The organism is uncultured Campylobacter sp. (assembly GCF_937949835.1).
In the GTDB taxonomy this organism is placed as follows: domain Bacteria; phylum Campylobacterota; class Campylobacteria; order Campylobacterales; family Campylobacteraceae; genus Campylobacter_B.
The window spans coordinates 1-2,249 of the sequence record NZ_CALEDC010000045.1; the positions used below are offsets into that span (position 1 = coordinate 1).

2 protein-coding genes are annotated in these 2,249 nt (G+C 50.4%); one reads left to right on the forward strand and one right to left on the reverse strand.

What is annotated here, in order from left to right:
• The coding region (gene ciaB, locus Q0256_RS01025) for an invasion protein CiaB (protein ID WP_297959218.1) at positions 1-1,424 on the reverse strand (1,424 nt) is incomplete at its 3' end.
• Between the two features lie 185 nt (positions 1,425-1,609).
• Here ciaB and Q0256_RS01030 point away from each other — a divergent pair.
• On the forward strand, positions 1,610-2,029 hold the full coding sequence (locus Q0256_RS01030) for an acyl-CoA thioesterase (RefSeq protein WP_295153100.1): 420 nt from the start codon (positions 1,610-1,612) through the stop codon (positions 2,027-2,029).
• Positions 2,030-2,249: the final 220 nt, after the last annotated feature.

Sequence of the window (2,249 nt, forward strand, 5' to 3'; positions counted from 1 at the left end):
TCTAGCACCGGCAGGCAAAACTCCTCCTCATGGAAAAAGAAGCTCACGAGCCCGCCGGTGGTCGCCTTGTACTCCTCGATGAGCTTAAAAAGCCCCGAGCGGTTCATGCGCGCCTCGGTGTCCGCGTCGATGAAAAATATATGCCCGAACTCATGTCCGATCGTCGATATTTCGTAGACGCGGCGCCAAATTTGCGGCTTTTTAAATAAAATTTCGCGCCCGAAATTTAGATAATCGAGAGTAAAAATTTCGCTGCTTAGCCGCATAAAAGGTCTAGCCTTGGCGCTTTCATAGACGAAATTTACGAAGGCGAAAATTTTCTTGCCGCAGTTGGTGCTTACGAACTCGTCGTTTGGCACGACCTGCGCCGAAAAGAGCCCGTTCAGATCGGCGCCGTAGTAGATCAACGGCGCGCAGACGTAAAGCTGGGTTTTGGCGATATTTGAGAGCACGAGCGAGTGCATGACGGCGTTATCGGCGCCGATTTTTTCATATGCGCGCTCAAAGCTCTCGCTTACACGCGCTTTAAATTCCTTCGCGCTGAACTCATACGCGCCTGCAAGCCTGACGTCCCATTCCAGCGCGACTGCGTGCGTGTAGGCGTCCTCGTAGTACTCAAGCGGATGGCCGATTTGAAGCGGCGTTTTTATATCCATCCACGCGATCTCCGCATCCCGCCACGCGCCGATTACCGCGTTAGCGTCCCTCTCGCAAAAGGCCTGTTTGAGCTTACTTAGATACGCGATGTAGGCTAGTTCGCTCTCATCTTCTGCAAGCATCACGAGGCGCTCTAAAAGATCGCTAAATTCACTCTGCAGCTTTGCCGTCTCATCCGCAAAGACCACGGCGTAGGGAACCATTTGGGATTTGCCGTCGCGCTGCACTATCGCGCCGTAGCAGCGCTCGCAGATCTCGCCGTGAGGCGTGCGCATAAACAGCTTCTTTTGCAGCAAAAATTCCTTCGCCCGCGCAAGCGAGCTAAATTCCTTTTGCAAGCGCTTGTTCGTGCCTTCGATGATTAGGGCTTGCCAGCTTTTTTGCATATCGCTTAGCACGAGCCCGATGCGGTGCACGCCCTTTAAAAGCTCCAGATAAAAGGGCTGCAAAATCCCCTGCGCGCCCGCCTCGGCTATGAGCGCTTCGTGCATGCCCTCATGTATTTCGCGCGTGAAATCATACATTTTGCTCTTTAGCTCGCGCTGTCGCGCCTCATCGTAGCCCAAGCGGCGAAATTCTTGCAACAGCGGATCCTCTTTGAGATCCACGATGCGGCGCAGCACGGCGATGCGCGCAGTATCGCCAAACTCAAAGCCGCAGATCTCCAATCCGCGCGCGATCAGCTCGGCGTGCGGCTCGTCGTAGAGGGCGTTTAGTCGCGCCTTAGCGCTCGCTGCCATCTCGCTAAGTTTTACAAAATCGTTCATCGCGTATCCTTTTTGCCGTTTTTATCGTCTTTTTACGAGCGGAATGTGTCTGCTTCGCGAGCAAAATTCTATCCTCGCATCCGCTTAAAATTTTAAAATTTCGACATAGATTTTTGCCGATTGTATCGAAAAAGTGTTAAATTTGCGCGGTTAAAATGCGAGATTTTTAAATTTAAGGAGTAAAAATGAGCGATTTAAACTTAGACGATTTCGGCGAGCCGCGCATCAAGGTCGTAGCGCTGCCTAAGGATACGAATAGCTCGGGCAATATTTTCGGCGGCTGGATACTAGCGCAGATCGATTTAGCGGGCGCGACGGCGGCGCGCGAAATAGCGCCCGAGCGGGTCGTGACGATCTCGATGCAGGAGGTAACTTTCAAGCAGCCCGTATTTATCGGCGATGTCATCAGCTGCTACGCAAAAGTACTAAGCGTGGGAAATACCTCTATCCGCGTGCAGATCGAGGTCGCAGCGTTGCGGCTGGGCGAGGATGGATTTCGCGAGTGCTTGCACGTAACCAGCGCGATCGCAACCTACGTAAGTGTGACCAAATCAGGCCAAAAAAAGCCGATCAGCGCAGAGATCAAGCGGCTGCACGGATTTTAAAATTTTTCAGACTTTAGTTTCAGCTCAAGGAATTTTAGCGTCAAGATTATAACGCGAAAATTTTTATGTGGGATAAGCTTAGTGCACAGAATTTGCTGCGTAAAATTTTATAATTTTAAGCGCGGAATTTTGCTGTGCAGTATTTTAGCGGAAAACCTCGCAGACAGAATTTTAGAATTTTAGAATTTTAGAATTTTAGAATTTTAGAATTTTAGAATTT